We start from the raw sequence: 21,448 nt of genomic DNA, 5'->3' as shown, positions 1-21,448 counted from the left end.
GCCTGCACCACCTGGTTGTCGACGTCCGGACCGTTCAGGAACTGGGTCTGCCACGGGGTGACTGCTCGACGGGGGCGCGGCGCATCTGCCCGGGACGGCCGCGTCACATGTTGATCATGTGCCCGGCGAGGCCGTGGATGGCCTCCTTGACCGCCTCGCCCAGGGTCGGGTGGGCGTGCACGTTGCGGGCGACCTCGTGGACGGTCAGGTCCCACTGCTGGGCCAGCGTCAGCTCCGGCAGCAGCTCGGTGACCTCGGGACCGATCAGGTGGGCACCGAGCAGCTCGCCGTGCTCGTTGTCGCTGATGACCTTGACGAAGCCGATCGGGTGGCCGAGGCCGTGCGCCTTGCCGTTGGCGGTGAACGGGAACTTGGCGACCTTGACGTCGTGGCCCAGCTCGCGCGCCTGGGCCTCGGTGTAGCCGAAGGAGGCGATCTGCGGCTGGCAGTAGGTGGCGCGCGGGATCATGACGAAGTCGACCTCCATCGTCTCCGCCCCACCGATGGTCTCGGCGGCGATCACGCCCATCGTCTCGGCGGCGTGCGCGAGCATCAGCTTGGCGGTCACGTCGCCGATCGCGAAGATGTGCTCGACGCTGGTGCGGCCGCGGCCGTCCACCGCGATGGCGTTGCGGTCGGTGAGCTTGACCCCGGTGTTCTCCAGGCCGTAGCCGTTGACCCGCGGCGCGAAGCCGATCGCCTGGAGCACCTTGTCTGCCTCCAGCACCCGCTGCTGCCCGTCCTTGGTGACGGTGACGCGGACCTTGGCGTTCGGGTCGCTGTCGTCGATCGACTCGACCCGGGTGGAGGTCAGCACTTCGATGCCCAGCTTGCGGTACTGCTTGGCGAGTTCGGTGGAGACCTCGACGTCCTCCAGCGGCACCACGCGGTCCAGGAACTCGACGATGGTGACCTTCACGCCGTAGTTGTGCAGCACGTAGGCGAACTCGACGCCGATCGCGCCGGCACCCGCGATGATGATGCTCTCCGGCAGCTGCTCGGTGAGGATCTGCTCCTCGTAGGTGACGACGCGGTCGCTCAGGCTGGTGCCGGGCAGCAGGCGGGTGGTGGCTCCGGCGGCGATGATGCAGTGGCCGAAGGTGACGACCTCGAAGCCGCCGCCGCTCAGCGCGACCTGGAGGGTGTGGTCGTCGACGAAGGTGCCCCAGCCGTCGTACTCGGTGATGCCGTTCTTCTTCATCAGGTAGTGGACGCCCTTGACCCGGCCGTCGGCCACCGAGCGGCTGCGCCGGAAGGCCTCGCCGAAGTCGAAGGTCACCTGGCCCTCGACCTTGATGCCGAAGGTCTTGGCCTCCTTGGTGAAGATGTGGGCGAGCTCGGCGTTGCGCAGCAGGGCCTTGGAGGGGATGCAGCCGACGTTGAGGCAGACGCCGCCCCAGTACTTGGCCTCGATGACCGCGACCTTCAGGCCCAGCTGGGCCGAGCGGACGGCGGCGGTGTAGCCGCCGGGGCCCGCGCCGAGGACGACGACGTCGTAGTGCGTGCTCATGTTGCTGACTCCTCCGAGGATGTCACCGTGTCGTGATCTCGGTCCCATGGTGTCAGGACCGGGCTCCGCGCACCCACCGGGTCTCGGTGGATGCGCTCCGCGCGGCACCGTACCGGCCCGCGGCCGGATTGTCAGTGGCCTCCGCTACGGTGGCCGCACCCGCAGCCACCAGGGGCGTTGACGGAGGGAGGTCCCGGATGGAGCAGCATCGGACGGAGCAGTCGGGTACGGCGGTCGGGTGGGCCCGCCGGCCGGCAGCGGCGGCGGGCCCACCCGGGGGTCAGGCCGTCACCCCGTGGGTGCTCCCGCCGGTCGTGCCGCTCGTTCCGCTCATACCCGTTACGCCAGCGCCGGGCGCCGCCTTCACGGCCTGGCGCTGGGCCGGGACGGGCCGGTGGAGCGAGGAGAGGTCCCAGGCGTAGGTGCCGACGGCGTTCGCGATCACGTCGATGTTGACGTCGAAGACACCCATGTCGATGTTGCCCAGGTCGTCGCAGGCCTGGTGGTAGCAGGCGTCGTACGCGGCGCCGGCCGTACCCCCGTAACGGGCTGCCTGCTCCGGGGACTTGACCTTCTCGGCGCCGGTGTCGGTGCCGCCGGCCGGGATGCCCGCGTCGATGAACGGACCGTAGTCGGAGCGGCCGTCGAAGAGGGTCGGGTCGTGCGGCAGGCCCCGGCCGTCCAGGTAGCCGTTGATGTCCCGCTCCAGCTGCGCCGAGCCCTCGGGGCCCGCGTCGCCGCCGGCGCTGCCCGAGCCGTTGTAGACGAACTGCGCGTAGTTGGGAGAGGCGATCATGTCGAAGTTCAGGTAGAGGCTGATCTTCTTCTTCTCCGAGTCGGAGAGGGACTTCACGTACGCCTCGGCGCCCTTGAGGCCGAACTCCTCAGCCGACCACCAGGCGAACCTGACCTTGTTCTTCACCGGGTGGACGCTGAGGTTCTTCGCGACCTCCAGGATGCCGGCGGTGCCGGAGCCGTTGTCGTTGATGCCCGGCCCCTCGGGGACGGAGTCGAGGTGCGCGCCGACCATCACGGTGTTGTCGGGGTCGCCGCCGCGGGTCTCCGCGAGGACGTTCCAGGTCCTGCGCTGCTCCATGAAGGTGCGGATGTCCAGCGTCACCCGGACGGGCCCGGTGGCGGCCTCGGCGGCCAGGGCCTCGCCCGCGGCCCTGGTGATCCCGCCGGTCGGGATCCTCCCCGCCGTCGGCTCGCTGAGCGTCCCGTTGAGGGTTCCCTCGGTGTTGTTGTAGACGATCGCCCCGGCCGCGCCCACGGCGGCCGCGGCGGCCTGCTTCTCGGCGAAGGTGCATCCGCCGCGCCGGATCAGGGCGATCTTGCCGGTGAAGGCGCCCGCCGGGTAGTCGGCCGCTGTGCAGCCGGTGGTGGCACTCACCGGAGCGACCGCCAGGTCCGCGGTCAGGCCCGCCTCCGGGCCGCTCACCGAGTACGTCATGGCGATCACCGGCACCGACTCGGCCTTCGGGGAGAGCACGTCGAGGTGCTCGGAGCGGGCCTCGAAGAAGGTGTACACGAACTCCTGCTTGGACACCTTGAGCCCGGCCCGCCGCGCCTGCTCGTAGACGTACTGCGCCGACTGGTCGTGTCCCTTCGAACCGGCCACCCGGGTACCGCCGTTGCGGTCCGCGATCAGCTGGAGCGCGGCCAGCGTGGCCCGCGCGTCCCGGGCGCTGCTCGCCTCGACCAGCCGGGAGGCCAGCTTGGCGCCCTTGCGCGCCGGGTCCGGGTCGGCCGAGGCGCTGCCGGCGCCGGCCAGCAGCAGCGGGGCGACGAGAGCGGCGACGGTCAGGGCGGCGCCCGCGCCACGCCGGGTGACGGCGGTTCGCGGGCGTCCTGGGGAGGTGTCGCGGTCGCACGGGGTGACGTGGTCGCACGGGGTGTCGTGGTCGTACCGGGTGGAACGGTCGTACGGAGTGGAACGGTCGAGCGGGGAGGTGGAGCGACGGGTGCGCAGCATCAAGGCAACTCCTTCCGACGGGGCCGTGAGGGTCATGATTCGACATGACCGGAATCCCGTTGCCAAGCCTTTACGCAGACCTTGCGAGATGCGGACCGCGACGCGCCCGGGGATATTGGAGAGGTGGGGGCGTCTCATCCAGGAGTGTGACCAGATGTCCATGATGGATAAGCTCAAGAACCTGCTGAAGGGCCACGAGGAGCAGACCGACAAGGCCGTCGACAAGGCGGGCGACGCCTTCGACCAGCGCACCGAAGGCAAGTACAGCGGTCAGGTGGACGCCACCCAGGAGCAGCTCAAGAACCAGTTCCGCGACCAGCCGCCCCAGTAGGAGCGACTCCGTGGGGCGCCGCGCCCGGCGCCGTCCGCCCCGGCTCGCCGCCCCGGCCCGACCGCCCCGGTCGGGCCGGGGTTCAGCGTCCGTGCGGCCTGCTCGCTCGCCGCGCGGCTGCCCGGCCGGGCCGCGGGCCCGGTGCCCGGTCGGGCCTCTTCGGTGGCGCCGTCCGTGAGCGGCGCCCGTGAGCGGCGCCCGTGCCGTCAGACGCCGGTGACGCCGTCGATGCGCTCCCGGAGCAGGTCGGCGTGGCCGTTGTGGCGGGCGTACTCCTCGATCAGGTGCACCAGGATCCAGCGCAGCGAGACGCTGTCCGCGCCGAGCACCGCCGCGGCCTGTGAGGAGAGCGCGCCGGCCGCGTCCAGTGACTCGTCCGCGGTCAGCTCCCGGCCCCGGTCGATCTCCGCCTTCCAGTCCGCCAGCGCCTCGGCCATTCCGCGCGCAGGGTCCAGCCCGTAGCCGTCCGCGTTCTCCGGGCCGTACACCGGCGGGACCTCCCGGCCGTCGAACACCCGCTGGTACCAGTTGCGTTCGACCTCGGCGAGGTGCTGCACCAGGCCCAGCAGGGTCATCGTGGACGGCGGGACGGACGCCAGCCGTACCTGCCGGTCGTCGAGCCCGTCGACCTTCCGGGCGAGGGTGGCCCGCTGGAAGTCCAACCAGCTCTCCAGCATGGCGCGTTCAGCGGCGTGCGGGGGCGGGATCGGCCGCCCGTCCGGGGTGAGTGCCATGGCCCCCACTCTGGCACACGCCCCCGCGCGTCTCCCGCTCGGACCGGGACCGTACCAGTGCGGCGAGCAGCGCGAGTTGCACGGCCGCGCCCACCGCCGGGCCGAGCCACACGCCCGACACTCCCAGCGGCCCGGACAGGGCCGCCGAGGCGGCGAGTTGGGCCCCGAGACCGAGCAGCACGGAGATCACCAGCGGTCGGCCGGCGCCCGCCGCCTGGTGCACCCCGCCGAGGGCGACCACCAGGGCGTACGGCAGCAGGTAGAGCGCCGCCGTCCGCAGGAAGCCGACGGACTGCGCGACCACCGCCCGGTCCTCGGTGAAGAGCGCGGTCAGCGGTCCGGCCAGCGTCACGGAGAGCACGGCCGACACCGCGCCGAGCAGTGCGGCGAGGCGGCCGGTGGCCCGGCTCAGGGTGCGCAGCGCGGCGCCCTCCCCCGCGCCGGCCAGGCGGGCGGCCTCGATCGCGGCGGCCTGGCGCAGCGCGTAGAAGGCCATGGTGACGACGAGCAGGACGCGGTAGCCGAGGCCGTACCCGGCCACCGCGGCGACGCCGAAGCCTGCGACCAGGCCGAGTTGGGCGGCTCCGACGGCCATCCGGGCGGTGAAGTCCAGGCCGAACGGTGCGCCCGCGCGCACGATCCGTACCGCTGCCGCGCCCACTCCCCCGGCCGCTCCGTCGGAGGTCCGCGGCTGCGGCCCCGTACGCCGCTCCGCCGGTTGCCCCGCCGATCGTCGTGACCTCCGGCGCAGGTTCAGGGTGACGGCGAGGGCGATCGCCCGCGAGAGGGCCAGGGCCAGGGCCGCGCCCGGCACGCCGAGGGCGGGCAGCGGCCCCGGGCCCAGGATGAGCAGCGGGTCGAGGAGGAGCAGCAGGGCGTTGGAGAGAAGGGCGATCCGCATCGGGGTGCGGGTGTCGCCGGCGCCCTTGAACAGCTCGTCGGCGACGCGTTGGCCGAAGAAGAACGCGAACGCCGGGAACGCGACGGTGAAGTACCCGGCGGCGTGCGCGGCGGCCTCGCCGTCCGGGAAGGCACCCGCCAGCCGGTCGCGCAGCAGGAAGCCGGGGACGGCGAGCGCCACGCTGCCCGCCGCACAGAGCCACCCCGCCGCGCGGGCGGTGCGGGCGGCCTCGGCCCGATCGCCGGCGCCGAGGGCGTGGGAGAGCCGGACGCTGGTGCCGGAGCCGACCACCAGCACCAGGCCGAGCAGCAGGTTCTCCACGGTGCCGGCCAGGGTGACGGCGGCGACCGCGGCCCCGCCGAGACCGGCCACCCAGAACGTGCCGATCACCGAGGCGACCACCCCGGACAACAGCTCCGCGTAGACGGGTACCGCCAGTGCCGTGAGCCGGCGCGACTGTCCGCGCATGGCCCTCCCCCTTCCGTTGTGGCGCCCATCCGCTGTGGCGCTCCTGCTCGGCCCGGTCGGACTCGGCTCGCCTCGACCTGCCACCGTAGCCTCGAATAGAGTTACATCGTTTCGAGACACATCGACAAGAGGCACATCGACAAGAGGTAACATTGCTGCTCCACAGGGCGCACTCCGACCGAAGGGCTCCAGCCGTGTTGACGCTCGCGATCCTCGGCTTCCTGTACGACCAGCCGCTGCACGGCTACGAGCTCAAGTCCCGGATCACCGGGCTGACCGGCCACGTCCGGCCGGTCAGCGACGGCGCGCTCTACCCCGCCATCGCCCGACTGGAGAAGGCCGGGCTGCTGCTCCGGCGCACCGAACCGGGCAGCGGCGCCGTTCCACGGCAGACGCTGGAGCTGACGGCGGAGGGTCGGGCCGAACTGCTGCGCCGGCTGGCCGATCCGGAGCAGGTCGAGATCACCGACCAGATCCGCTTCTTCACCGTCACCGCCTTCCTGCACCACCTCGCCGATCCGCCCCGACAGGCCGCCGTCCTCCGCCGCCGACTGGGCTTCCTGGACGCACCGAGCAGCTTCTTCCACGACGGGGCGGGCCGGCCGGTGACCGCCGAACGCGAGCCGAACCCCTTCCGGCGCGGGATGCTGCTCGTCGCCCGGGCCTCCACGGCCGCCGAGCGGGCCTGGCTGACCGAGACCATCGCGGAACTGGAAAGGCCGGGCGGCGCGGCACCCTCGGAGACCCCCGGCACACCGGCGGAGCCGAAGCCCTCGGAACACTAGGCCGACAGGCGAACCGCAGGCGGGAACAAAGGCGCACGCCCCTGCCGAACAGCAGAGCGAAGAAGCGGATTTGGGCCGTTCCACACCTGGCTCCCCCCGGCCCCGGCATCGCTATGATGATCCGCCTCACGTCCTCGGCATCCCCTCCGCGGCGTGAGCCGCCACCGCGCCCCGCCGTCCCCCTGGAGGCCGCCGTGCCCACTGCCGATCCCGCGGTCGAGGCCGCAGTCCACTCCGCGCCGCTGAAGCGGGACGACATCCCCGGCTGGTTCTTCAGCCTCGACCGAGCCGCCTTCAGCCACCTGCTGTCCGCCCAGACCTCGGCCGGCGTCACCGGCGACATCCTGGAACTCGGTAGCTACCTCGGCCGCAGCGCCGTCCTGCTCGGCGACCACCTGCGGCCGGGCGAGCGGCTGACGGTCTGCGACCTGTTCGATTCCGAGGCCGGCGACGCCGAGAACGCCGCCGAGATGGACATGTCCTACCGGAAGACCCTCACCCGCAGCGCCTTCGAGGCCAACTACCTCGCCTTCCACGGCGAGCTGCCCGAGATAGTGCAGGCCCCGACCGCGGTACTGGCCGACGGCCGGATCCGGGCGCACAGCTGCCGCTTCGTCCACGTCGACGCCTCCCACCTCTACGAGCACGTCGCCGGGGACATCGCCGTGGCCCGCGCCGCGCTCTCCGAGAACGGCCTGGTCGCCCTGGACGACTACCGCTCCGAGCACACTCCGGGCGTCGCCGCCGCGGTCTGGGAGGCGGTCTTCACCGGCGGGCTGCGGCCGGTGCTGCTCACCCCGATGAAGTTCTACGGCACCTGGGGCGACGCGGCGGCCGCCCAGGCGGTCCTGCGCGAGCGCGACTGGCGGGCCGACGGGTACACCGCCGACGAGGACACCATCGCCGGCGCCCGGGTGATGCGCCTCAACTACCAGGTCAAGGCTCCGGTCCAGCGCTCCGCCCCGCGTCGGCTGGCCCTGGAGCTGCTGCCGCCGGTCGCGACCAAGGCCACCCGGCGGATGCTCCGGACGCTGCGCGAACGCCGCGCCGTGCCCCCGGTGCCGAACCCTTGAGCCCCTGGACCCCTGAGCCCCTGGACTCCTGAGTCCACACCGGACCACAATCCCGACCGCACTCCGGACCCCAGCGCCGGGGCCCGCCCCTCACCGGGCGGGCCCCGGCGCCGTCTTGGCGTGGACGGCCCCGTCCTGCCGCACTGCCGACGAGTCAGCTCGCTTATGGGACTTACATTTTTACGCCTTTCCTATTATCGCCTCCGTTTCACCCTAACGAGGGAATCTCTCTTAAAGATTTGCCCACGGAACGTTAAAGGGCGCATAGTGATGGCACCTCAGTTCGGTCTGGTGAACACCAAGTTCAGGCAAAGTCATCCCCAGTGAGGAGAAGACCTTGTTCCACGGAAACACGGCATCGGACAACCCCGGGCAGCGGCTGCGCGCGGAGATCGCGGGCCCGGGGACGACGCCGCTGATCGGCGTCTACGACATGTACTCGGCCTCCATCGCGGCCGATCACTACGACGGCATGTTCGTCTCGGGCTTCGGCTTCGCGGCCTCCTACTACGGGCTGCCCGACATCGGCTTCATCGCCTGGCCCGACATGGTGGGCTTCGTCGAACGGCTGCGCGGGGCCTTCCCCCGGCACCACCTCCTGGTCGACATCGACGACGGCTACGTCGATCCGGAGGTCGCCTGCCACGTCGTGCGCAGGCTCGAACGGATCGGCGCGTCCGGCGTGATCCTCGAGGACCAGAAGCGTCCGCGCCGCTGCGGGCACGCGGACGGCAAGCTGGTGCTGCCGCTGGAGGAGTACCTGGAGAAGCTGGAGCTCGTCCTCGCCAACCGGACGGACTTGGTGGTGGTCGCGCGCACGGACGCCACCGAGGAGGACGACATCCTGCGCCGGGCCCGGGCGCTCGCCGCCACCGACGCCGACGTGGTGCTGGTGGACGGCGTGCGCAGCGAGGAGTGGATCCGCCGGATCCGCCGGGTGGTCGGCGACAAGCCCCTGCTGTTCAACCAGATCGCGGGCGGCAAGTCGCCCCGGCTGTCGCTCTCGGAGCTGTCGGCCCTGGGGGTGGACGTGGCCATCTACAGCACCCCGTGCCTGTTCGCCGCGCACCGGGCGATGGACGAGGCGCTGGCCGGGCTGAAGATCGCCGACGGGCGGCTGCCGGCCCCGGCCGGGGGCCGGGAGCAGGTCGGCGTGCGGGAGTCCACCGAGCTGCTGGAGCGGAACATCTCGCGCTCCCGAGGGTTGATGGCGGTGACGGCATGAGCAGCGGGCTGCGCGGGCTCGCGCCGGTGTCGCCGGCCGCCGCGCTGCGGGCCACCGCGCTGGGGCTGGCCGGTGCCTGCGCCCTGCTCGCGGGAACCGCGTCGCCCGCGGCGGCCGGTGGCGGGTTGATCACGGTCGTGGACAACTCGCACGCCGACTCCTGGCTGGAGGTCGACCGGACGGCCAACCTCCAGAACGGCAGCGGTTCCGCGGGCAGCGACCACGACGGCGAGGGTTCGCTGGTCGGCGGACTGATCGGGCCCGGTTCCTCGTCCGGGCACACGGTCCGCCCGGCAGCGGAAGACGGCCCGTGACCGACCGCCTGGCGCGCCCGGAGCAGCCACCAGGGCTCCGGGCGCGCGGGGAACGGAGGCACCGGGAACGGGCGCGCCAGGAACGGGCGCGCGGGGAAGGCACGCCGACGCCGCCGTCCGGTCCCGGGCCCCGCTCCCGCAGGTTGCTGCCTCGCTGGCTGGACCCGTACATGGCGGCGCTGGCCGGGACGGTCGGGCTGGCCGCGCTGTTCCCGGCCTCGGGTGGCTCGGCACGGGTCGCCGAGGTGGCCTGCGACCTCGCGGTGGCGCTGCTGTTCTTCCTCTACGGCGCCCGGCTCTCCACCCGCGAAACGCTCGCCGGGCTGCGCCACCTTCGACTGCACGGGCTGGTGTTGGCCGCCACCTTCGTCCTGTTCCCGCTGCTCGGTGTGGCCACCGCGCTGCTCACGCCCGTCCCGCTGACCGGGCCGCTGCAGACCGGAGTGCTGTTCCTCTGCCTGGTGCCCTCGACGGTGCAGTCCTCGGTGGCGCTCACCGGCGCCGCCGGGGGCAACGTCCCCGCGGCGATCTGCGCGGGCACCTACTCCAGCCTGGCGGGGCTGGTGCTGACGCCGCTGCTGGCGGCCTGGCTGCTGGGTTCGCACACCGAACTGTCCGCCGACGGGCTGCTGCGGATCGGGCTCCAGTTGCTCGCGCCCTTCCTGCTCGGGCAGGCGCTGCGTCCGTGGCTCGGCGGTCCGCTGTCCCGACACAAGCGGGTGCTCACCCCGGTGGATCGCGGTTCGATCCTGCTGGTCGTCTACACGGCGTTCAGCGCGGCGGTGTCCCAGGGCTTCTGGGGTCTGGCGACTCCCCTGGCCCTGCTCGGGCTGCTCGCGGTGCTGCTCGCCCTGCTCGCCGCCGCCCTCGCAACCACCGGGCTCGGCGCGCGGCTGCTGGGCCTCGACCGACCGTCCGCCATCGCGGCGGTGTTGTGCGGCTCGCAGAAGAGCCTGGCCAACGGCCTGCCGATGGCCACCGTCCTGTTCGGAGCACAGGCCGGACTGGTGGTGCTGCCGCTGATGCTCTACCACCAGCTCCAGCTGATCGTCGGCACCGTCCTCGCCGGCCGCTGGTCGCGGGCACCGACGGCCGGTGCCCCGCCCGGCGCGGCACCGGCCGCGTTCACCGGCCCGGGCGCTCCGCCGGCGCCCGGGTGACCTCCTGCGCAGCCTGGCCGAAGCCCCGGGCAGACCGCCGGGCCGGTGCAGGGCACACCCCTAACCGGCAGCCGGGCCGTCCTGGTCCACGGCGACGGGGGTGCTGAGGGCGGTGGCCGGGAGGACGGGCAGCGGCGCCTCGGGCGGCAGCGTCCAGGCGGCCGGGGCCAGGGTCTCCGTCCCCGGGCGGGCGCTCAGCGTCAGGGTCGCACCGTCGTCCCCGAGGACCGTGTAGGGCATGGCCGACCAGACCCGGCCGTGGGTGACGTCCCGCCGCACCGCGGTGTCGCCCGGAGCGAAGACCGGCGCCGTCATCGGACGTAGTAGGCCCGGTTGTGGGCGGCGACCGGCGGGGACTGGTAGGTCCAGACTCCGGCGGCCGGCGCGTCGGCGATCAGGTGGGCGAGGTCGCGGGCGGACTCCTCGGCGGGGTTGCCGAGGTCGAGCCGGACGCGGTCGGCGGTGCGGTCGTCCAGGGCGTAGTAGCGGTAGGGCTGGTGGACGTTGAGCGGTCCGGCCAGCAGCTGGCCCTCCTCGTCGGTGCCGCAGCCGGTGATGGGGGTGTTGTTGACGGACTCTGGGGTGAGGCCGATCAGGTTCACGTCCAGAGCGAGGAGTTCCTCGTCGTGGCGGCTCAGTCCGTCCGGCCCGAGGGTGGCCCGGCGGCAGGAGACCGACCAGCGTTCGCGCACGGCGGGAGCGTTGAGGGAGGGCAGGGTGGTCTCGAACCAGCCCGGGTGCTTGGGCTCGGCGTACAGCCGGCGCCCGGCGTCGATGGCATGGGGGTTGTCGCAGAGCACGTGCAGCCGGGCGATCCCGAGCAGCTTGGTCTGGTCGTAACCCCGGGCGTACTGCCCGTAGTTGACCACCGGGATCCGGTCCTCGGCGAAGATCGGGTGGGCGATCAGGTTGATCTCCAGCTCCTGGGTGATGCCGCCGCCGTTCGGGTACTGGGCGAAGTAGAGCTGGTAGTTGAGCGAGACGCAGGCCCCGCCGTCGAAGGCGGCGACGCTCAGTCCGGGGTGGCGCTTGGCGAGCAGCTCGCGCGCCCGCACGCGGTCGACCAGGTAGTCGACGCCGATGTTGTGCAGCGCCCCGTAGTGGAAGGGCAGGTGATACGGCTCCGGTACGGGAGGCAGCGGCAGGCCGGTCATGAGGACTCCGGGGACGAGGAGGAGAGCGACGAGGACAACGTGTCGGGCGTGGGGGGCAGGACGGTCGCCGGGCGGTGCAGCTCCAGCAGGTCGCGGTGCATCCGCTCGGCGCTGCGCAGCGCGAGGGCGGCCATGGTGAGCGAGGGGTTGGAGGTGCCGAGGGAGGGCATCGAGCCGCAGCCGACGGCGTACAGGTTCGGGTGGTCCCAGCAGCGCTGCCAGTGGTCGACCACCGAGTTCGCGGGCGAGTCGCCCATGATGTGGGTGCCGCCCGCGTGGCCGGCGCCCCGGTAGCCGTGGACGGTTCCCCGGTGTTCGAGCCGCCCCGGCCATCCGGTCGCCGGGTAGGCGGTGTGGTCCTCGGCGCCGAGCAGCGCGAACAGCTGGTCGGAGACGGCCCGGGCGGAGGCCATCCCCTCACGGACGTACTCCGAGAGGTCGTAGCGGACGGCCGGTCCCGGCAGACCGAGCGGGTCGCGCCGGTCCCGGTCGAGGGTGACCCGGTTGGCCGGGTCGGCGGGCTGCTCCAGCTCGAACTGGAGCGAGAACTGACGGCCCAGCCGGTCGCCGAGCCGCTCGCGCAGCTCCTTGCCGCGCAGGCCCGCCGCGAGCAGCGCCGCCGCCTCGGCCTCCGGCGCTCCGCCCGCCCAGGACCAGCCCCAGTTGCCGATCTCGATCCGGAACGGCGCCCGGCGGGCGCGCCCGGGGCCGAACCGGAACACCTCCAGGCCGCTGGTGGACCCGGGCCCGCGGTAGGGGCCGACCGGGCGGGGCATCAGCCCCCAGGTGAGCAGGGCCGGGTGGTCCATCAGGTTCCGGCCGACCTGGTCGCTGCGCTCGGCCAGACCGGAGAGGAGCAGCAGTCGGGCGTTCTCGATCGCGTGCGCGGCGAGGACGACCAGGTCCGCCGTCACCCGGTGGGTCGTGCCACCCGCGACGTACTCGACCTCCCGGGCCCGCCCGGTCTGCGGGTCGGCCAGCACCCGGCTGACGACGGCCTCCGTGCGCAGTTCGACGCCGGCCGCCCAGCGGGCCTGAGTGCGCAGCGGGGTGTACTTGGCGCCGCTCGGGCAGGCCGGGACGCAGCCGGCACTGCCCGCACAGAGCGGCCCGTCGGCGGAGCCGGGCCTGGTCGGCACGCCGTTGCGGGCGTGCGGGGTGGCGGTGACGGCGAGCCGGGCGGGGCCGGGCACGGCGGGGTCGTGGACGGTGCGGCCGTCGAGGGCGCGGGCCAGCCGGCGGTCGAGGTAGCTCGCCGGGACCGCCCGCATCGGGAAGTCGTAGCCGTCCGGGATGGGCAGTCCGACGGCGTGGCGCTGCTCCCGGGCGTCGGCGGCGACACCGAGTTCCCGTTCGGCCTCGCGATAGTGGGGTTCCAGGTCGTGGTAGCCGATCGGCCAGTTGCGGCCGTGGCCGAGGTCGCCGGTGCGGAAGTCCTCGGGGTGCATGCGTGGGGTGAGCCCGGTCCAGAGCAGTCCGGTGCCGCCGTTGGCGCGCAGGTAGCCGCTGGCGTAGGGCAGCGGACCGTACTGGCGAAGGTGGCCGGCGGCGGTGAAGCCGCCGTCCGGGCTTCCGGTGAGGTCCGTGACGTCGGGTGACGGCGCCTCGGGGTTGTGCGGGTAGGGCGAGCCGGGTGGTCCGCCGCCGGCCGCGCGGTGGGCGGCGGAGGCCTCGGCGCCGGTGGGCGCGGCGCGTCCGGCCTCCAGGACGAGGACCCGCCAGCCCTGTGCGCCGAGGCGGTGGGCGACCAGTGTCCCGGCGAAGCCCGCGCCGACCACGACGGCGTCCCAGCGGGGGGTCATCGGCCCTTGAGGCCGTCGTCGGGTGCGTCGACGGCCTCAAGGCCCCCGGCACCTCCGTGCTCCCCGGCACCTCCCCGGTCCTCGACCCCTCGGGGTGCCGCGGCCCAGCTGCCGTGTCCGGGGGCGGTGGCGCCCGGCGGAGCGGCGTGGAAGGTCCGCCAGACCAGTCCCTGGTCGTGGGCGCGGGCGGAGGAGGGCGCCTCGCCGGGCCAGGCGCCGACGTACCAGAGGTGGACCAGGGCGTGCTCGTCGCGCACCTGGTGGGCCAGCGTCGTGCGGTGGTGCTCGTCCGCCATGCCGGTGGAGCGCAGTTCGGGCACGTCGAAGCCGGTCAGCTCGGCGCAGACGCGCAGGAACTCGTCCAGGTCGGCCAGGGCGTCGACGTACTTGTTCGCAACGGGGTCCCAGCACTCCGCCAGGTGGTAGTCGGCCGGGCGGTCGTCGGACACGGGCACGCGGGCACCCCCCACGATCGGCAACGGGTGGCCGGGGCACGGCAGGCCGTACGGCGCGACGGACCGCACGGCGCGACAGGCCCCGGAACGAGGCGGGCCCCGGGGCGCCGACCCTCGCCGGACACCCCTGCCCACCACCGCGATCCTGCCGCCCGCCCTCACCGCCGGAAACGCATTGCGCGAATCTGCCCGGACTTCGTCACCCGGTGTCCGCTCGACCGCCCACCACGATCACCCGGCGTCCGCTTCCGGTCGGCCCAACGCCCGTACCGCCGCCAGGACGTCCAGGCCCAGCTCCGGGTCGGCCTCCTCGGGGAGGTTGACGGACAGCCGGGTGACCAGACCCGCGTACCGGTGGTGGATCTCCCGGGCGACCTCCTCCACCGGACCGCAGACCGCGAAGGTGTCGAACACCTCGTCGTCGATCAGCGCGGCCATCTCCGCCCAGCGCCCGCGCACCGAGTGGGTGTGCAGCTCCTCCTGAAGCCCCTCCCAGCCGTGCTGCGCCAGCACCGGGCGGTAGGCCGGCGTGGAGGCGTAGAACGCGAGCCGCTCGCGGGTGGCCGCGCGGTTCGCCGCCAGCTCCTCCTCGGTGCGGCCGGTGGCGGTGAGCACGTTGCCGACGATCTCGAACGGGCGCTCCGTCCACGCGGCGCCCTCCGCCTCGACCCGGGCCCGCTCCTCGGTCAGGCCGGGCAGCACCTGCTCGGTCAGGTAGGCGGTGGAGGAGAACGGGTGGCTCAGGAAGCCGTCGGCCACCGCCCCCGCGGTCCGGGTCATCAGCGGTCCGACGCCCGCGAGCAGGATCCGCGGCACCCCGGACGGGACCGGGTCCGGCGAGAACACCGGCGTCATCACGGTGTGGGTGTAGAACTCGCCCCGGAAGCGGAGCCGTTCGCCGGTCTGCCAGCTGTGCCAGATCGCCCGCACCGCGTGCACGTACTCGCGCATCCGGGCGGCCGGGCGGTCCCAGGGCATCCCGAAGCGCTTCTCGATGTGCGGCTTGACCTGCGAGCCCAGCCCGATGACGGCCCGTCCGCCGGAGGCGGCGTGCAGCCCCCAGGCCTGGTAGGCGAGCGTCATCGGGGTCCGGGCGAAGGCCACCGCGATGCCGGTCGCCAGTTCGATCGACTCGGTCCGGTCGGCCGCGCGGGCGAGCTGGAGGAACGGGTCGTACGCGGTCTCGGCGACCACCAGCCGGTCCATGCCCCGGCGTTCGGCCCGCTCGGCGGCGTCCAGGATCCCCGCCGGGTGGCCGGAGGCGGTGGCGTCGAGGTGGAGGGCGGCGGGTCGGTCCATGGCGGTGCTCCTGATCGCGGACGGCGGTGCTACCCGGGTAGCGTGCCACGCCCGGGCTCGCTCCGCGGGCGGGCCGCCGGCCCACCGGCCGTCTCACCCACGGCCGACGGCACCGCCAACAGCCCCGCCCGCGCCGCCCGGCGCAGCGAACAGCCGCTCCAGGTGCCGGTCGACGGCCGCGAGCACGGCGGCGGGCTCGACCACGCCCAGCTCCAGCAGCGTGGTGAACCCGGTGAGCGCGAGCAGCAGGTCCGTCTCCACCCCCGGGTCGCGGTCGGCCGCGAGGTGCCCGTCGGCGATCGCCTGCCGGACCACCTGTTCGACCATCGCCCGCCCCTGGAGCAGGCCGCCGCGCGCCCGCGCGTGCACCTCCTCGTCGTGCAGCGCCTCCAGCACGTAGGCGGCGCTCATCCGGCTGGTCGCCCGCGCGTCGGCGTGCAGCGGCAGCAGCTCGACCAGCATCGCCCGCAGCACCTCACGCGGGTGCGGGCGCTCACCGAGCGCTTCCAGCGCCCGGCCGACCCGCAGCGCACTCTGTTCGGCGGCGAAGTCCATCGCGAAGGTGAGCATCTGCGCCCGGGAGCCGAAGTAGTGCTGGAGCTGCCCGAGCGAGATGCCGGCCTCCCCCGCGACCTCGCGCATCGTCAGGTGGGTGGCGCCGCGCCGCTCCACGACCCGCCACAGCGCACGGGCGATCGCCTCCCTGCGTTCCCGGTGGTCGACCTGCTTCGGCATAGGCGGCGGCTCCTCGGCTCTCCCCGCACCCGGCGGAGTCTTTTCCATACACTTGACATAATACAGCTGACCTATAACGTGGAAAGCCTTCCGAGGGAGGAACGTCCACATGTCGGAGCAACCCGTCATCCGCACCACCGAGGGACTCGTCCGCGGCCGCGGGGAGCGGCCGCGCGGACCGGAACAGCAGCACGGACAGCAGCACGGAGGGCGGCAGGAACAGCCGGCGGGCCACGCGCTCGCGGTCTTCCGCGGCATCCGCTACGCCCAGCCGCCCGTCGGCGCCCTCCGCTTCGCCGCACCCGCCGACCCCGAGCCCTGGGACGGCGTCCGCGAGGCCACCGCCTTCGGCCCGATGGTCCCGCAGTCCGGACCACTTCCCGCCGAATCCACCGAATCCGCCGAGGGCACCGTCGCCTCCGAGGACTCCGACTGGCTGACCCTCAACGTCTGCACGCCCGATCCCGGCGCGGCCGGCCTGCCGGTCCTGGTCTGGATCCACGGCGGCGGGTTCATCTCCGGGACCGCCAACGACCCGCTGTACGACCCGACCGCGCTGGCCTCCGCCGGGCTGGTCGTGGTGAGCGTCAACTACCGCGTGGGCGCCGAGGGCTTCGCCCTGCTGGAGGGCGCCCCGGCCAACCGGGCCTTCCTCGACCAGATCGCCGCCCTGCGCTGGGTGCGGCGCAACATCGCCCGGTTCGGCGGGCACCCGGCCCTGGTGACCGTCGCCGGGCAGTCCGCGGGCGCCGGGTCGGTCGCCGCGCTGCTGGCGACGGACGCCGCCCGCGGCCTGTTCCGGCGGGCCGTCGCCCACACCGTGCCGGGCAGCCACTGCACCCCCGCCCTGGCCGCCGAGGTCACCGCCGAGCTCGCGAAGCTGCTCGGTACGGCCCCCACCGCCGCCGCGCTCGCCGAGGTGCACCCCCGGCGCCTGGCCTCGGCCGTCACCGAACTCGGCGCCGCGCTGCCGGAACACCTCGCGCGCTGGGGCCGGCTGGCGCACAGCGGCATCGCCACCGTCCCGGTGGTCGACGGCGAGGTCCTGCCCGGCTCGCCCTGGTCGGCGCTGACCGAGGGCGTCGACCTGCTGGTCGGTCACACCCGGGACGAGTTCCGGCTGTTCGGTGTCCTCAGCGGTCGGCACGGCGGTTTCACCGAGGAGGAGGCCCGGCTGGCGCTCGAGCTGTTCGCCCCGCCGCCGGGCGGCCCGGACGCCTACCGAGCCGCCCTCCCGGGGGCGACGCCCTCCGAACTCCTCGAAGCCGTCAGCTCCGACGCCCTGTTCCGGGTGCCCTCCCTCCGGCTGGCCGAGGCCAACGCGGCGGCCGGCGGCACCTCGTACCTCTTCGAGCTCGCCCTGCCCGCCCCCGCCCTCGGCGGCCTCTTCGGCGCCTGCCACGGCCTGGACGTGCCGCTCGCCTTCGGCACCCTGGACAGCCCCGCGGCGCGGCACTTCCTCGGCGACCCGCCCCCGCCGGAGGCGGTCCTGGTCTCGGCGGAACTGCGGGAGGCCTGGGTCCGGTTCGCCACCACCGGCGACCCGGGGTGGCCCGCCTTCGAGCCGGACGGGCAGCTCACCCGGGTGCTGGACGCCCGTTCGGAGACCGTCCGCTACCCGGAGCAGGCCGCCCGTCGGATCTGGGCGGGGCACCCCCTCACCGCCTACGACCTCCCCTGACGGCGGGCACCGGCCGGCGGGGCGGGCCGCCCGGACACCCTTGGCGCGGCGGGTCCGGACACCGATGGCGTGGCGGCCGGACGGCGGGCCCGTTCGGCCGCTACGCCGCCGACGCGTCCAGCAGCTTCAGCAGTTCGGCGGCCACCAGCCCCGAGGAGGCCGGGTTCTGACCGGTCACCAGGTTGCGGTCGACCACCACGTGCGGTGCCCAGGGCGCGCCCTCCTCGAAGTCCACGCCGAGCTCCACCAGCCGGTCCTGGAGCAGCCACGGCGCCCGGTCGGCCAGACCGGCCTGGGTCTCCTCGGCGTTGGTGAAACCGGTCACCCGGTACCCGGCGAAGGGCCAGCCACTGCCCTCGGCCCGCGCGGCGAGCAGCGCGGCCGGGCCGTGGCAGACCACCCCGAGCGGGCGCCCGGAGGCGAGCGCCCGGGTGAGCAGCCGGCCGGAGTCGGGGTCGACCGCGAGGTCCTCCATCGGGCCGTGGCCGCCGGGGTAGAACACGAGGTCGTAGTCGGCCGGGTCGACCTCGGCCAGCACCAGCGGCTGCCGGAACTCGGCGATCTTCTCCACTTCCTCGGCCATCGCCGGGTCGGTCAGGCTGGCCCCGTCGGCGACCGGGACGACTCCGGCCGGGGTGGCGACGGTGACCCGGTGGCCCGCCTCGGTGAAGGCGCGGTACGGGACGACCGCCTCCTCCGCCCAGAAGCCGGTCGGGTGCGCGGTGCCGTCGTTCAGGGTCCAGAACCTCGCGCCGGTCACGACGAACAGGATGTCGGCCATGAGGTGTGCCTCCAAGGGTGCCGCGGTCTCCGCCACGACGGTCCGCCGCGGCGCTCACGCTGGAGACGCTAGACGCGCCCGGCCCCCGGAAACCAATGGGCCACGCGATGCGAGGCATCGGGATTCCGATACCTCACCCGGATCGTCCAGCAGCCGTCCTGTCATCGGAATCCCGTACGCTCGGCGGCATGAGCGATCGGCCGACCACCGGATCAGGCCCGCTGGACCTCAACCAGCTGCGGACCTTCCTCGCCGTGCACCGGGCGGGCTCCCTCACCGCGGCCGCGCACCTGCTGGGCCTGTCCCAGTCCACGGTGACGGCGCAGATCCGGGCGCTGGAGCAGCGGCTCGACCGGCAGCTGTTCGAGCGCCGGGCACGCGGGGTCAGCCCGCTGCCGTACGCCGACGAGCTCGCCGGGCGCCTGGCCGTACCGCTGGACCAGCTCGCGGGCCTCGCCGACGGGCACGGCGACGGCGTGCCGGAGCCGGTCCACCTCGCCGGGCCCGCCGAGTTCCTCGGCACCGTCCTGCTGGCGGAGCTGGCCCCGCTGGTCGCGGAGGGCGTCCGGCTGCGGGTGACGACCGGGCTGACCGACCCGCTGCTGGCGGAACTGCGGGCCGGGCAGCACGACCTGGTGGTCGCCACCCGCCGTCCGCGCGGCCGGACGCTGCTCGCCGACCCGCTGGCCGACGAGGAGTTCGTCCTGGTCGCGGCCCCGGTCTGGGCCGAGCGGCTGGCCGGCCGGGAGCTGCCCGGCGCGCTGGCCGAGGTCCCGCTGCTCAGCTACGCCGAGGACCTGCCGATCGCCCGCCGCTACTGGCGGCACGTCTTCGACCGGCGGCTGCACGCCCGGGCGGCGGTCACTATGCCGGACCTGCGGGCGGTGCTCTCGGCGGTGACGGCGGGCGCGGGCTGGAGCGTACTGCCCGGCTACCTGTGCCGGGCCGAACTCGCCACCGGGGCCCTGCGGTTGCTGCACGAGCCGGCCGATCCGCCGATCAACACCGCCTACCTGGTCCGCCGCCCGGCCGGCTCGGCCAACCCGCACGTGGCCCTGGTCCGCGAGCGGCTGCTGGCCGCGGCCCGCACCTGGGGCTGACCGGGCTGCCCGCCTGGGGCCGCCTCGGTCTGCCACGTCCCGCCTCAAACGGCCAGGTCCCGCCGCTCCAACAGTACGAAGGCCGCCGCCAGCCCGAGCAGTCCCACCCCGAGCAGCACCCCGAAGGCCGCCCACGGCACCCCGCCGTGGCCGAGCACGTCGCCCGGCGCGTAGTAGTGGAACGGGCTGAGGTAGCGCAGCGACCTGGCCGGGGACCAGGCCAGCGCGACGAAGTTGAGCGCGAAGCCGACCGCGCCGAACGCGACGGCCGCACCGATCACATGGGCCCGCCGCCGGCACATCGCGGAGACCGCCAGCACCGGTCCGGTCAGGCAGAATGCGAGGGCGCAGCCGAGCAGTCCGGCGGTGAACACCGCGCTCTCCGGGACGGCCGCGCGCAGCTTCGGGGATGCCGCCACCCCGATCCCGAGGGTCAGGGTGGCGGCGGCGTTGAGCAGCACGGTGGCGGCGATCAGGGCGCCGGCCCGCTCGGCGAGCAGCCGGCGGCGGGAGACCGGGCGGGTCATCAGCAGCTCGATGGTGCCGGACTCGACGTCGGCCGCGACGGCGGCGGCGCCGAGCGAGCCGATCACGGTCAACTGGAGGGCGATCCAGAACGGGTGGGTGAGTCCGGCGCCGAGCAGGCCCGGGTAGCTGGCGATGGAGACGTCGCCGTTGGAGCCGCTGAAGGCCTTGAACGCGCCGGGCGGGGTGCGGCGTTCGCCGAACAGGTCAGCGGTCGGGACGGTTCCGGCGATCACCACGATCAGGGTCTCGAAGACCACCATGCCGAACAGCAGGGAGAGCAGCATCCGGCGGCGGCGGTGCAGGGCGAGCCAGACCAGGGGGAGGCGGCGGTTGACGGTGCCCGGGTTCACGGCTTCTCCTCCGGTTCCGACGGGCCGCTCGATTCCGGCACGCCGCTCGGTTCCGACGGCCCGCTCGCCTCCCGCAGGCCACTCGGTTCCGACGGCCCGCCGCCGTCCGGACGCTCCTCGTCGCCGACGGACCGGTAGAGGTCGAGGAAGGCCTCGTCCAGACCCGCCTCATCCACCGTCAGGTCGGCCACCGGCTGTTCGGCGAGCAGGGTGCGCACCGCCTCGACCACGTTGTCCGGCGGCACCAGCAGCTCGACCCGTGGGCCGTCCCAGCGCGGGGCCCACCGCTCGGCGGCGCCGAGCGGTCTGCCGCCCCGCCCGTCGCGGAACAGCAGCCGGACCCGGCGGGCCCGGGCCTGGCGCAGCTCGGCCACCGAGCGGACGGTGACCAGCCGGCCGTGGCGGACGATGGCGACCCGGCCGCAGGTCCGCTGCACCTCGGGCAGCACATGACTGGAGAGCAGGACGGTCCGCCCGGCCGCGGTCTCCTCGGCGAGCAGTTCGTAGAAGGTCTCCTGGACCAGCGGGTCGAGCCCCTCGCTCGGTTCGTCCAGCACCACCACCGGCGGCCGGTGCTGGAGCGACTGGACGAGCCCGAGCTTCTGCTTCATGCCGCGCGAGTACTCCCCCACCGGCCGGGCCAGGTCGGCCCGGGAGAGCTTCAGCCGCTCGCACAGCTCGCCCCGGCGCGGCACCGGAGCGCCCTGGAGGGCGGCGAGCAGATCGAGGGTCTGCTGTCCGGTGAGTTCGGGGTAGAGGCGCAGTTCGCCCGGCAGGTAGCCGATGGAGGGGGCGAGCCGGCCGTGGTCGGCGACCGGGTCCAGGCCGAGCACCCGCACCTGTCCGTCGCTGGGGCTGAGCAGGCCGACCAGGCAGCGCAGCGTGGTGGTCTTGCCGGCGCCGTTGGGGCCGAGCAGGCCGAACACCTCGCCGGCCTCGACCGACACGTCCAGCCGTTCGATGCCGACCGTCTCGCCGTAGCGCTTGGTGAGCGAGCGCAGTTCGATCACCGGGCCGGTTCCGGTGCCCCGACGGTCGACGGCTGGGTCCGGGTTGCCCGGCATGACCACCTCCAGTGGCGGATGCG

General features: G+C 74.0%; 21 protein-coding genes. 8 read left to right on the top strand and 13 right to left on the bottom strand.

The annotated features are described in order from the left end of the window. Positions 1-103: 103 nt before the first annotated feature. The gene (gene lpdA / locus ACWDBB_RS30600; protein ID WP_449792664.1) at positions 104-1,510 is read right to left on the bottom strand and encodes a dihydrolipoyl dehydrogenase; all 1,407 of its coding nucleotides are present in this window, start codon (positions 1,508-1,510) and stop codon (positions 104-106) included. A gap of 280 nt (positions 1,511-1,790) precedes the next feature. Continuing rightward, the gene (locus ACWDBB_RS30595) at positions 1,791-3,485 is read right to left on the bottom strand and encodes a M28 family peptidase (RefSeq protein ID WP_449792663.1); all 1,695 of its coding nucleotides are present in this window, start codon (positions 3,483-3,485) and stop codon (positions 1,791-1,793) included. A gap of 154 nt (positions 3,486-3,639) precedes the next feature. On the opposite strand from ACWDBB_RS30595, the gene ACWDBB_RS30590 reads away from it, so the two are divergent. Beyond that, complete coding sequence (locus tag ACWDBB_RS30590; protein ID WP_449792662.1) at positions 3,640-3,816, top strand: antitoxin; 177 nt, start codon at positions 3,640-3,642, stop codon at positions 3,814-3,816. A gap of 206 nt (positions 3,817-4,022) precedes the next feature. On the opposite strand, the gene ACWDBB_RS30585 is transcribed toward ACWDBB_RS30590, so the two are convergent. After that, complete coding sequence (locus ACWDBB_RS30585; RefSeq protein WP_449792661.1) at positions 4,023-4,550, bottom strand: DinB family protein; 528 nt, start codon at positions 4,548-4,550, stop codon at positions 4,023-4,025. Next, on the bottom strand, positions 4,501-5,919 hold the full coding sequence (locus ACWDBB_RS30580; RefSeq protein ID WP_449792660.1) for an MATE family efflux transporter: 1,419 nt from the start codon (positions 5,917-5,919) through the stop codon (positions 4,501-4,503). Before ACWDBB_RS30580 ends, ACWDBB_RS30585 begins: the two co-directional genes overlap by 50 nt. Before the next feature lie 194 nt (positions 5,920-6,113). On the opposite strand from ACWDBB_RS30580, the gene ACWDBB_RS30575 reads away from it, so the two are divergent. The 5 genes from ACWDBB_RS30575 (at position 6,114) to ACWDBB_RS30555 (ending at position 10,476) form a co-directional block, all read left to right on the top strand. Beyond that, entirely contained in the window at positions 6,114-6,704 is a 591-nt protein-coding gene (locus ACWDBB_RS30575; protein WP_449792659.1) for a PadR family transcriptional regulator, read from the top strand. A gap of 194 nt (positions 6,705-6,898) precedes the next feature. Then, a complete protein-coding gene (locus ACWDBB_RS30570) occupies positions 6,899-7,777 on the top strand; it encodes a class I SAM-dependent methyltransferase (protein ID WP_449792658.1) in 879 nt (292 codons plus the stop codon). Between the two features lie 337 nt (positions 7,778-8,114). Further along, a complete protein-coding gene (locus tag ACWDBB_RS30565; protein ID WP_449792657.1) occupies positions 8,115-9,002 on the top strand; it encodes an isocitrate lyase/PEP mutase family protein in 888 nt (295 codons plus the stop codon). Continuing rightward, the gene (locus ACWDBB_RS30560; RefSeq protein WP_449792656.1) at positions 8,999-9,316 is read left to right on the top strand and encodes a hypothetical protein; all 318 of its coding nucleotides are present in this window, start codon (positions 8,999-9,001) and stop codon (positions 9,314-9,316) included. The genes ACWDBB_RS30565 and ACWDBB_RS30560 overlap by 4 nt, the downstream gene beginning before the upstream one ends. A 170-nt stretch (positions 9,317-9,486) precedes the next feature. Beyond that, positions 9,487-10,476, top strand: a complete 990-nt coding sequence (locus tag ACWDBB_RS30555) for a bile acid:sodium symporter family protein (protein WP_449792667.1) — start codon at positions 9,487-9,489, stop codon at positions 10,474-10,476. A 60-nt stretch (positions 10,477-10,536) separates the two neighbouring features. Here ACWDBB_RS30555 and ACWDBB_RS30550 read toward each other — a convergent pair whose 3' ends face one another. From ACWDBB_RS30550 to ACWDBB_RS30525, 6 genes are all read right to left on the bottom strand, one after another. Next, positions 10,537-10,791: a hypothetical protein gene (locus ACWDBB_RS30550; RefSeq protein WP_449792655.1), complete on the bottom strand. Its 255-nt coding sequence runs from the start codon at positions 10,789-10,791 to the stop codon at positions 10,537-10,539. Beyond that, complete coding sequence (locus ACWDBB_RS30545; protein ID WP_449792654.1) at positions 10,788-11,630, bottom strand: hypothetical protein; 843 nt, start codon at positions 11,628-11,630, stop codon at positions 10,788-10,790. Before ACWDBB_RS30545 ends, ACWDBB_RS30550 begins: the two co-directional genes overlap by 4 nt. Next, the gene (locus ACWDBB_RS30540) at positions 11,627-13,432 is read right to left on the bottom strand and encodes a GMC family oxidoreductase (RefSeq protein ID WP_449792653.1); all 1,806 of its coding nucleotides are present in this window, start codon (positions 13,430-13,432) and stop codon (positions 11,627-11,629) included. The genes ACWDBB_RS30545 and ACWDBB_RS30540 overlap by 4 nt, the downstream gene beginning before the upstream one ends. Then, on the bottom strand, positions 13,429-13,887 hold the full coding sequence (locus ACWDBB_RS30535; protein ID WP_449792652.1) for a hypothetical protein: 459 nt from the start codon (positions 13,885-13,887) through the stop codon (positions 13,429-13,431). Before ACWDBB_RS30535 ends, ACWDBB_RS30540 begins: the two co-directional genes overlap by 4 nt. A 231-nt stretch (positions 13,888-14,118) precedes the next feature. Further along, positions 14,119-15,186 (bottom strand): TIGR03617 family F420-dependent LLM class oxidoreductase, encoded by a 1,068-nt coding sequence (locus ACWDBB_RS30530; RefSeq protein ID WP_449792651.1) that lies wholly within the window; start codon positions 15,184-15,186, stop codon positions 14,119-14,121. Positions 15,187-15,279: 93 nt separating this feature from the next. Then, the gene (locus ACWDBB_RS30525) at positions 15,280-15,921 is read right to left on the bottom strand and encodes a TetR/AcrR family transcriptional regulator (protein ID WP_449792650.1); all 642 of its coding nucleotides are present in this window, start codon (positions 15,919-15,921) and stop codon (positions 15,280-15,282) included. Positions 15,922-16,030: 109 nt separating this feature from the next. On the opposite strand from ACWDBB_RS30525, the gene ACWDBB_RS30520 reads away from it, so the two are divergent. Beyond that, positions 16,031-17,602, top strand: coding sequence for a carboxylesterase/lipase family protein (locus tag ACWDBB_RS30520; protein WP_449792649.1), 1,572 nt, complete (start codon positions 16,031-16,033; stop codon positions 17,600-17,602). A gap of 100 nt (positions 17,603-17,702) precedes the next feature. On the opposite strand, the gene ACWDBB_RS30515 is transcribed toward ACWDBB_RS30520, so the two are convergent. Further along, the gene (locus ACWDBB_RS30515) at positions 17,703-18,383 is read right to left on the bottom strand and encodes a type 1 glutamine amidotransferase domain-containing protein (RefSeq protein WP_449792648.1); all 681 of its coding nucleotides are present in this window, start codon (positions 18,381-18,383) and stop codon (positions 17,703-17,705) included. Positions 18,384-18,571: 188 nt separating this feature from the next. Here ACWDBB_RS30515 and ACWDBB_RS30510 point away from each other — a divergent pair, with 188 nt between their 5' ends. Then, positions 18,572-19,483, top strand: coding sequence for a LysR family transcriptional regulator (locus ACWDBB_RS30510; RefSeq protein ID WP_449792647.1), 912 nt, complete (start codon positions 18,572-18,574; stop codon positions 19,481-19,483). Between the two features lie 44 nt (positions 19,484-19,527). On the opposite strand, the gene ACWDBB_RS30505 is transcribed toward ACWDBB_RS30510, so the two are convergent. Together ACWDBB_RS30505 and ACWDBB_RS30500 are read right to left on the bottom strand one after the other, a co-directional pair. After that, a complete protein-coding gene (locus ACWDBB_RS30505; RefSeq protein WP_449792646.1) occupies positions 19,528-20,361 on the bottom strand; it encodes an ABC transporter permease subunit in 834 nt (277 codons plus the stop codon). Next, entirely contained in the window at positions 20,358-21,425 is a 1,068-nt protein-coding gene (locus tag ACWDBB_RS30500) for an ABC transporter ATP-binding protein (RefSeq protein ID WP_449792645.1), read from the bottom strand. Before ACWDBB_RS30500 ends, ACWDBB_RS30505 begins: the two co-directional genes overlap by 4 nt. Between the last annotated feature and the right edge of the window lie 23 nt (positions 21,426-21,448).

Source organism: Kitasatospora sp. NPDC001095, assembly GCF_053598615.1.
This window is presented reverse-complemented; position numbering and strand designations above follow the sequence as displayed.

Coding starts and splice junctions, on each gene's coding strand:
- ACWDBB_RS30545 (WP_449792654.1), bottom strand. CDS start 11,630: ATGACCGGCCTGCCGCTGCCTCCCGTACCGGAGCCGTATCACCTGCCC.
- ACWDBB_RS30520 (WP_449792649.1), top strand. CDS start 16,031: ATGTCGGAGCAACCCGTCATCCGCACCACCGAGGGACTCGTCCGCGGC.
- ACWDBB_RS30540 (WP_449792653.1), bottom strand. CDS start 13,432: ATGACCCCCCGCTGGGACGCCGTCGTGGTCGGCGCGGGCTTCGCCGGG.
- ACWDBB_RS30525 (WP_449792650.1), bottom strand. CDS start 15,921: ATGCCGAAGCAGGTCGACCACCGGGAACGCAGGGAGGCGATCGCCCGT.
- ACWDBB_RS30590 (WP_449792662.1), top strand. CDS start 3,640: ATGTCCATGATGGATAAGCTCAAGAACCTGCTGAAGGGCCACGAGGAG.
- ACWDBB_RS30510 (WP_449792647.1), top strand. CDS start 18,572: ATGAGCGATCGGCCGACCACCGGATCAGGCCCGCTGGACCTCAACCAG.
- ACWDBB_RS30555 (WP_449792667.1), top strand. CDS start 9,487: ATGGCGGCGCTGGCCGGGACGGTCGGGCTGGCCGCGCTGTTCCCGGCC.
- ACWDBB_RS30530 (WP_449792651.1), bottom strand. CDS start 15,186: ATGGACCGACCCGCCGCCCTCCACCTCGACGCCACCGCCTCCGGCCAC.
- ACWDBB_RS30550 (WP_449792655.1), bottom strand. CDS start 10,791: ATGACGGCGCCGGTCTTCGCTCCGGGCGACACCGCGGTGCGGCGGGAC.
- ACWDBB_RS30560 (WP_449792656.1), top strand. CDS start 8,999: ATGAGCAGCGGGCTGCGCGGGCTCGCGCCGGTGTCGCCGGCCGCCGCG.
- ACWDBB_RS30580 (WP_449792660.1), bottom strand. CDS start 5,919: ATGCGCGGACAGTCGCGCCGGCTCACGGCACTGGCGGTACCCGTCTAC.
- ACWDBB_RS30515 (WP_449792648.1), bottom strand. CDS start 18,383: ATGGCCGACATCCTGTTCGTCGTGACCGGCGCGAGGTTCTGGACCCTG.
- lpdA (WP_449792664.1), bottom strand. CDS start 1,510: ATGAGCACGCACTACGACGTCGTCGTCCTCGGCGCGGGCCCCGGCGGC.
- ACWDBB_RS30585 (WP_449792661.1), bottom strand. CDS start 4,550: ATGGCACTCACCCCGGACGGGCGGCCGATCCCGCCCCCGCACGCCGCT.
- ACWDBB_RS30500 (WP_449792645.1), bottom strand. CDS start 21,425: ATGCCGGGCAACCCGGACCCAGCCGTCGACCGTCGGGGCACCGGAACC.
- ACWDBB_RS30595 (WP_449792663.1), bottom strand. CDS start 3,485: ATGCTGCGCACCCGTCGCTCCACCTCCCCGCTCGACCGTTCCACTCCG.